General features: G+C 56.8%; 6 protein-coding genes. 3 read left to right on the forward strand and 3 right to left on the reverse strand.

Translation table 11 applies throughout. The annotated features are described in order from the left end of the window. A partial coding sequence (locus EPD60_RS07210; protein ID WP_131448326.1) for an IS256 family transposase occupies positions 1 to 702 on the forward strand: 702 nt, incomplete at its 5' end. A gap of 131 nt (positions 703 to 833) precedes the next feature. On the opposite strand, the gene EPD60_RS07215 is transcribed toward EPD60_RS07210, so the two are convergent. Beyond that, a complete protein-coding gene (locus EPD60_RS07215; RefSeq protein ID WP_131448328.1) occupies positions 834 to 1,673 on the reverse strand; it encodes a DUF6089 family protein in 840 nt (279 codons plus the stop codon). 116 nt (positions 1,674 to 1,789) lie between these two features. Between EPD60_RS07215 and EPD60_RS07220 the strand changes: the two genes are divergently transcribed. After that, on the forward strand, positions 1,790 to 3,838 hold the full coding sequence (locus EPD60_RS07220; RefSeq protein WP_165871455.1) for a M13 family metallopeptidase: 2,049 nt from the start codon (positions 1,790 to 1,792) through the stop codon (positions 3,836 to 3,838). A gap of 186 nt (positions 3,839 to 4,024) precedes the next feature. Here the strand turns inward: EPD60_RS07220 and EPD60_RS07225 are convergent, their stop codons facing one another. Continuing rightward, the gene (locus tag EPD60_RS07225; RefSeq protein ID WP_131448332.1) at positions 4,025 to 5,056 is read right to left on the reverse strand and encodes a dipeptide epimerase; all 1,032 of its coding nucleotides are present in this window, start codon (positions 5,054 to 5,056) and stop codon (positions 4,025 to 4,027) included. A gap of 2 nt (positions 5,057 to 5,058) precedes the next feature. Beyond that, positions 5,059 to 7,749, reverse strand: a complete 2,691-nt coding sequence (locus EPD60_RS07230; RefSeq protein WP_131448334.1) for a 4-alpha-glucanotransferase — start codon at positions 7,747 to 7,749, stop codon at positions 5,059 to 5,061. A gap of 162 nt (positions 7,750 to 7,911) precedes the next feature. On the opposite strand from EPD60_RS07230, the gene EPD60_RS16895 reads away from it, so the two are divergent. Next, positions 7,912 to 8,067 (forward strand): hypothetical protein, encoded by a 156-nt coding sequence (locus tag EPD60_RS16895; RefSeq protein ID WP_165871456.1) that lies wholly within the window; start codon positions 7,912 to 7,914, stop codon positions 8,065 to 8,067. The last annotated feature ends 164 nt before the right edge of the window (positions 8,068 to 8,231 follow it).

Consider the following 8,231-nt stretch of genomic DNA (forward strand, 5'->3'; position numbering starts at 1 on the left):
ATCCACTTCAAAGTCCGACAGGACGGCGTGGTGAAGACCCGGGCCATCTATTCCATACTGGCCGTTTCCACGGAAGGGCAAAAGGAAGTGATCGGCATTTACTTTGGAGAAAACGAGGGAGCGGCTTTCTGGCGCTCGGTGCTCGCTGATCTCAGGCACCGGGGCGTGGAAGACATCTGCATTGCCTGCATCGATAACCTGAAGGGGTTTGCAGAAGCCATAGAAGACTTATTCCCCCAGACCGAAGTGCAGCTGTGCCTGGTGCACCAGATGCGCAACTCGATGAAGTATATGAACTGGAAGGACCTGAAGCCTTTTGTGCGTGATCTGAAGCAGGTCTATAAAGCTGTCAATGCCGCCATGGGCCTGCACTACCTGGAGGAAGCAGAAAAGAAGTGGGGTGCCAGGTACAGCATCATATTCAAAAGCTGGCGGGCCAATTGGGAGCGGCTCAGCACGTTCTTCAACTATTCACCTGCCATCCGTAAGATCATATACACGACCAACCCCATCGAAAGTTATCATCGCATGGTGCGCAAGGTCACCAAGACGAAAGGCGCCTTCTCTTCCGAAGATGCTATCGTCAAACAAATCTACCTGGCTACCATAAATGCAAACACCAGGTGGCAAGGCACCATGTTCGCATGGACCACCGTCCGCACAGAGTTAACTTTGAAGTACGGAGACAGGCTGAATAAATAAATGACACACTTAACTGAGCACTACCGTCGCAAACAAAGGTCCCGCCGCCCGGCGGGACCCTATTCCTTAGCGTAACGCTTCTTTTACTCCTTCTCTTCGCGGTGAAAAACTCTTTTTCACCTTATTCAATCTTATTGCACCGACGGGCAACCGTATTTCCCTTTTCCCCCACCGCTTCCGAGCCGGAATTGCAGGTGCAGCCCGGTGAAGTAGTATACATCCTTGAACTTGTCGTTGCCGCGCATGGCACCTTTTTGCGGGTAGGCGGCACCCGGGTCTACTTCATCACGGCGGTAGGCAACAGATACCGCCTCTGATCCGCGCCCGGCAAGCAGATCGGCCTGGTCGGCATAGGTGCCGCTGACGTCATCGATATAATCGGTAAATGTTTTGCGGATGCCGGCTTCGATCCCGAGCTGCCAGCGCTCCGTGAGCGCATAGGTGATGCCGCCGCCAAACGGGATGGCCAGCTGCGTCTTTTTGTAAAGATCCCGCCCCGGGTTTTGCGGCAGCCCCTGCCCCTCGGTGCCGAGCGGCTGCAGGTACACTTTCTGTCCGGATGCATCGTACGTATACGGATCGAAATGAAACACGGCAATCCCCGCGAATACATACGGCGTCCAGCGTGTTTGGTCAATGTTGAAGAAGCTGTATTGCCCCACCAGGCTGAAATCGGTCAGCTTTGTTTTGAATGAAAAATTGCGCAGGCGCAATTCATCTTTGTTGTTGGAGGCATCGCTTGCCTGGAGGGCGGAGAAGGTAAGACCGGCGCGCAGCGCAAAGCGGCTGCTGATATCGTAAGACCCGGTGAGGCCGATGGCCGGGTCGACGCGACCGCGGAAAAGCCCGCTTTTGAGGTCGCCCTCGTATTGGCCGATACCGGCAAAAAGTCCAAGTTGAACAGGAGATTGCGCAGATGCGGCCGATGCAAAAAGCAATGCGGCGCCGCAGGTCAGCAGGGAAAGACGCATGAAGGGTGGTGTTTTTCCGCAGTTTAACAAATTCGATGCCGATTGCTGCCGCCGATCACATTAACAAGCATCTTCCCGCCGTTTCCGCTATTTTTAAGCCTCAACAAGTAACAATTATGTACCGTCCTTTTCTACCTCTTGCAGCCGTAACGCTCCTGCTGGCGGCCTGTAACGGCGGCGACACCAAGATTGCCGGCTCCACCGCCGACAATCCCGCCGCCGACATTCTTTTTTCCGACCGCGACAGCAGCGTAAGCCCGCGCGAAGACTTCTTCGATTACGCCAACGGCGGCTGGATCAAGCGCTTCCCGATCCCCGAAGGCTATAGCTCCTGGACCATCGGCCACGCCATCCAGGAAGATCTCGACATGCGCCTGCGGCAGATCAACGAAGACGCGCTGAAGGCCACCGGCGGCATCGACAAAAAAGTGGGCGATTTCTGGTACAGCGCCATGGATTCCACCACCGCCGAACAGCAGAAGCTTCAGCCCATCCAGCCGGAGCTGGATGCCATCAACGCAGCAAAAGACCTCAACGGGATCATGAACGTGCTTGCCGATTTCCAGATGAAGGGAATCAGTGGCGGCTTCGACGCCGGTATCTACCAGGATGCGAAGAACTCCGATGTCATGGCGCTCTACTTCAACCAGGGCGGACTCGGGCTTCCGAACCGCGACTACTATTTCAACACCGACGCGCGCACCACCGGCATCCGCCAGGGCTACCAGCAATATGTGCAGGAAGTGTTCGGAACGCTGGGCAACGATGTAGCGGCCGCCAAACAAAAGGCTTCGCTGCACCTGCAGCTCGAAACCCGGCTCGCCAGCGCCTCGCGCAAGCTGGAAGACCTCCGCGATCCCTACCGCAACTATAACAAGATGTCGGTGAACGGGCTCGCTACACTTTGCCCCGCCGTCAACTGGACCGAACTGCTGAAAAAGCAGGACGTAAAAGGTGTCGATTCGGTTATCGTAGGCCAGCCGGAGTTCTACAAAGAACTCAACGCAGCGCTGCGCGGAACACCGGTGCCGGTGCTGCAGGATTACCTGCGCTTTCACCTGCTGCGCAGCATGGCGCCTTACCTCGATTCGGCCACCTACCTGCAGTATTTCCGCTTTTACAGCACAAAGATCCGCGGCATCGAAAAGCCCCTCCCCCGCTGGAAGCGCATGCTGCAGCTGGAAGACCGCCTCATGGGTGAAGCGCTCGGCAAGGTGTTCGTGAAAGAATTCTTCCCCGAAGAAGCTAAGGAGCGTTATTCAAAGATGGTGGAAGAAGTGCGCACCGCGCTGCACGACCGCATCACGCAGCTCGACTGGATGAGCGACAGCACGAAGCAGAAGGCTTTTGTGAAGCTGGCTTCCATGAAGAAGAAGGTAGGCTACCCCGACAAATGGAAAGACTTCTCCGCGATGGAGATCAAGCGGCAACCGCTTGCCCGCAACGTGATGGCTGCAGCCAACTGGTGGCATCACTACGAAGTGAACAAGCTCGGTAAGCCCGTTGACCGCGAAGAGTGGGATATGAACCCGCAGACCTACAATGCCTATTACAACCCGAGTAACAACGAGATCGTGCTCCCCGCGGGCATCTTCACGGTGCCGGGCTATAAGGATGCACAGCTCGACGATGCCCTGGTATACGGCTACGCCGGCGCCACGACCATCGGTCACGAGATCACCCACGGCTTCGACGACGAAGGCCGCCAGTACGACGAGAAGGGCAACCTGCGCGCCTGGTGGACCCCGAAGGACTCCGCCGAATTCGCGAAGCGCGCCGAATTCATGGTTCGCCAGTTCAACGAGTACATGCCTGTCGACACGCAGCGCATCAACGGCCGCGCCACGCTTGGCGAGAACATCGCCGACCTCGGCGGCGCCATTCTCGGGCTCGAGGTCTTCAAAAAAACGGAAACCTATAAGAGCGGAAAGATCATCAACGGCATGACACCGCTGCAACGCTTTTTCCACGGCTATGCACTGGGATGGCTCGGCCACCAGAAGAAAGAAGAGCTCGCAACGCGCCTGCTCACCGACGTGCATTCGCCGGCGAAATGGCGCGTCAACGGACCCTTTGTGAACGTGCCGGAATTCTATGAAGCCTTTGGCGTTAAGCCCGGCGACAAGATGTACCGCGCGGATTCGCTGAGAGTCCGGATCTGGTAACGTGCACGCGGAAACCACGGAATAAAAAAGAAACCCGTCGCTATGCGACGGGTTTCTTTTTGCGTGCGAAGCAAGGGGCGTAGCCGTGGTAGGCGAAGCCGACGCGCAGCGTCATTGCGAGCGCAGCGAAGCAAACTCCATGACGTTAAGACTGACCGCAGCAAGTTACACCTTCATAATTCTTTTCTACTTCTGGTAAGGCTCCGGATGAAACGTAATTCCCAGCCCGGGCTCGCCTGAAGTCTCGATGCGGCCATCGGGATGGTAGGTCAGGCCTTTGGCAAGATCCTGCGACAGCAGCAAGGGGCCGTCGGCGTCGATATAGTCGGCAAGTACAGACAAGTGGGCGATGGCGGCGGACCCGACGCTGCTTTCATTCATCGCGCCGATCATCACTTTGAGTCCGAGTTCGCGTGCCTGTTTTATCATCCGCAGCGCCGGTGTGATGCCGCTGCACTTAGTTAGCTTGATGTTGATGCCGTGAAAGTGGCCGGCGCAGCGCTCCACGTCGCTTTCAAACACGCAGCTTTCGTCGGCAATGAGTGGCAGCGGCGAGTGATTCATCAGTTGCTTCATGCCCTCCCAGTTGTCCTTGGCTAGCGGCTGCTCAATCAGCTCTACCCCAAGCGCGGCAAGCGCCGGGATCTTTTCGAGCGCTTCTTCCACCGTCCATGCCGCATTGGCATCCACGCGGAAGGGCGCTTCGGTATGGCGCCGAAGGGCCTCGATAATGGCAATGTCTTCAGGGGTGCCCAGCTTGATCTTGTAAAGCGGCCAGGGATGCGCCTGGAGCTTTGCCACCATCTTTTCGATCGTGTCGATGCCGATGGTGTAGTCGGTCACAGGCTGCAGTGGCACGGCCGGTTTCCAGAACTCCGAGACCGGCCTGCGTTTCATCTTACCATACAGGTCCCAGCCGGCTATATCGAGCGCGCACACCAGGAACGGGTTGGCCGGGTACAGGTGATGCAGGTAATGCCAGTAACGCTCGGGATCGGTGAAGGCAAACTTCTCCACGAAGATCTTCTTCCGCTCGAGGTCGGCCACCATCTTTTCGGTGCTGATATCATAGTAGGTGATCGCGGGTGCTTCACCGAAGCCCCAATGTCCCATATGCTCCAGCGCCGTAACCAGCGTGGGTTGCTGCGTTTTCGTTCCCTTCGAGATCGTGAACGGGTACTGGAAGGGAAGCTCGTAGGCCCGATACCAAAGCCGCATGCTTAACGACCGCTATTGGTGATGTAATCGCGCACCTCGGTGTTGAACTCCTTTTCCTTCAGCAGCTGCTCGAGTGTCAGGTGCATCCGGTAGCGCCAGTAATGCTTCGGGTCGGCGGGCTGGTTGATCCGCTCGGCGGCCGGGTCGTCGCGGCGCAGTTCGTCGCTCATCCCCAGCAGGTCCTGGAGCTGGAAGATGCTCCACATCGCGGGGGAATAGAGATGCTGCAGCACGATAGCGCGGTTGATCCAGCTGTCGCAGAAATAGGGCGCCGTTCCGTGCGATTCCAGCACCTGGTTGTAAAAGCGTTGCGTACGATCGCGGTCTTCTTCCCACCAGCCGCGGATGGTGCTCATATCGTGGGTGGAAGGCGTTACCACGCTCAGGTAGGGCGCCGTTTTGGGGTGGAAGAACTCAGTCTTCGGATCCTTGGGCATCCGCTGGATCTCGAGGCTCAGGATGCCCAGGTCTTTCATGACGTCGGGCACGCTGGCAGGCACCATGCCCAGGTCTTCACCACAGATCAGCATATTGGTGGCTTCCTTCAGGGCGGGGAGCTTGCGCAGCGCCTCGTGCTTCCAGAATTCATCCTGGCGGCGGAAGAAGTAATCGACATAAAGCTCTTTCAGGCGGGCCTGGAGCGCGCCGTCGAGGTGACGGAACGACGTGGTGCTTTCAATCGCGATGCGGAAATGATAATTCGTGCCGTTGGAACCGGGCTCTTCGAAAAAGAGTACGTTCGACACGAGGTCGAAAAGACCTTGCTTCAGCGCCGCATTCTGATCGTTCTCGTCCTGCAGGTGAAAATGCGCCTCGATCTTACGCTGGGTGTTGTACGACTCCAGCAGGTCGTAGCCCCCGCGCCCATTGTCGCGGAGAAAATGCTGGCGTACGAATTCGGCGCTCCCGCCGAAGATCTCCCCGAGCACGGCATCGGTGATATAGGGACGGCAATAACGGTCGTAGTCGAACCAGATGCCGCGCTCACCAAACTCATGGTGGCGGATCGGCAGTGCGGGGATAAAGCGGCCCATGATCCCTTCTACCGCGTCCATCGGGATGCTCCAGATGCGGAAGAACCCGAGTATGTGGTCGATGCGGAAGGCGTCGAAATAATTCGACATCTGCTCGAAACGGCGCTTCCACCAGCGGAAGCCGTCTTCCTGCATGCGGTCCCAGTTATAGGTGGGGAAGCCCCAGTTCTGGCCTTTTACGGCGAAGTCGTCGGGCGGAGCGCCGGCCTGCCAGTCCATGTGGTACAGCTCCGGCTCCTGCCAGGCGTCCACGCTGTAGCGGTAGATGCCGATCGGGATGTCGCCTTTGACGACGATTCCTTTTTTATGAATGTATTCCACCGCATCGCGGAGTTGCAGGTGCAGGTGGTACTGCAGCCAGAAATAAAAGCGGATATCTTTTGCGGTCTTGGAACGGGCCGAGATCAGCTTATCGATCTCTTCCTCGTTATAAACTGCGTTCGTCTTCCATTGGTTGTAGTCGGAGGTGCCGAACTTATCGCGCAGGTGACTGAACACCGCGTAGGCTTTCAGCCAATGGTTGTTGGCTGCCACGAAATCGCGGTAGTCGGATTCCTTGGTAAAGTCATCCCCCGCGGCCTCATACAGTTCGTGCAGCACCTGCATCTTGATCTTCATCACCTCTTCGTAATCGATCTCGGTGAGTGCGTTCAGTTGCTTTTGTTTTTTGGCCAGCGACTTCAGCGACGCGGCGCCCTTCTTGCCCGCCACGCGGGAGAGGCTGATATACTGCGGGTGGAGGGCGAAAGCAGAAATAGCGGCGTAGGGATAGGAATCGGCCCTGGTAAAGGTGGCCGAAGTATCGTTGACCGGGAGCAGCTGTATCAGTTTCATGCCAACGCCTGCGGCCCAGTCGGCGAGCACTTTGAGGTCGGCGAACTCACCCACACCGAAGGATGCCTGCGAGCGGAGCGAGAACACCGGGATGGCAATGCCCGCGCCTTTCCAGGTGCTGTTGGGAAGCCGAACAAAGCCATCATGTGCAATGGTGATGGTGTCGGCAACGTCGGGACTGAACAGGGTGCGGTTATCGCCTTCCTCGTAGGCGGCGAAGTCGGCCTTTTTGAAATTATATACCCCGTATTTATACGTAAGCGGGAAGCTGGCGTTCGTGAGGTCAAGCTTGACCGTCCACCAGTCGCCGGAGCGCTCCAGCAGCACCGGGGCCTCGCTGTTCCAGTTGCCGAGGGCCGCGCCCTCTCCCAGGAGGCACACGCATTCCTGCGGGCCCAGCAGCGGCGCCTTTACACGGAACTGGTGCGTATAGCGCTTTGCCTTGCGGAGGCGCGGCGAGCCGCCGTTGTTGAAAAAAACTTCCCGGAAGGGTGCGGTGAAGAAGGAGTTCTCGAATTCGCCGGCGTAATTCCAGGTATCGATGAGCACGAGGTGTTCCGTATCCTTTTTGGCGATATTCACCACGCGGTCTTTTTCCGCGTCGGTGCTGCGTTCGCCGTGCTCGTTGGTTAAAATGTAGTGATAGTGCAGGGTCTCGCTCTGCGCCGGATCCACCTCGATGGAGGCATGCCAGAAGTCCTGGTTGATAAAACGCATGGGAAGGGCGGCGGCGCCGTCATTTCCCCCGAGGGAAAGCAGGTTTCCCGAAACCGAGAGCGCCTGCCCGTAGCGGGTATGAAAACGCAGGTAAAAATCGATCTTCATCGCAATGTGATTGGCTTTGATCAAGCAAAAGACTTTGTGTGGCAGGCACACAATGTCCGCGAAAATAGGTAAAGCACGCTGATCGGGGAAAGTCTAAATAAAGAAGGCAGGCCTCCTTCGATGTTTGCCGCCGCTCCCCTATTTTTGCCAAAATTTTTTCTGATGGAAGTGAAACGCTCTAACCGCGGCAAATACTGGCTCCTGTTCTTCATCTCCACCGCCGCCCTCCTGTTCGCCATCTTCGCCCACTGGCAGTGGCTTACCCTCATCATCCCCTTCGTCACCACGTTCTTCGTGCTGGCAATGGACATTATTTAAATCTTTCGATCTCCGATTTCCGATGTCTGATTTTTCCGATCATCGGAATGATAAATTGTTTGAAGCCCCGCTCGGCGGGGCTTTTTAATTATTCTTCTGAACCAAATCAGACATCGGAAATCGGAGATCAGGAAATTGCCCGATAAAAAAAGCCCGCACAATTG

Origin of the sequence: Flaviaestuariibacter flavus (assembly GCF_004337505.1) — a bacterium.
GTDB lineage: Bacteria > Bacteroidota > Bacteroidia > Chitinophagales > Chitinophagaceae > Flavisolibacter > Flavisolibacter flavus.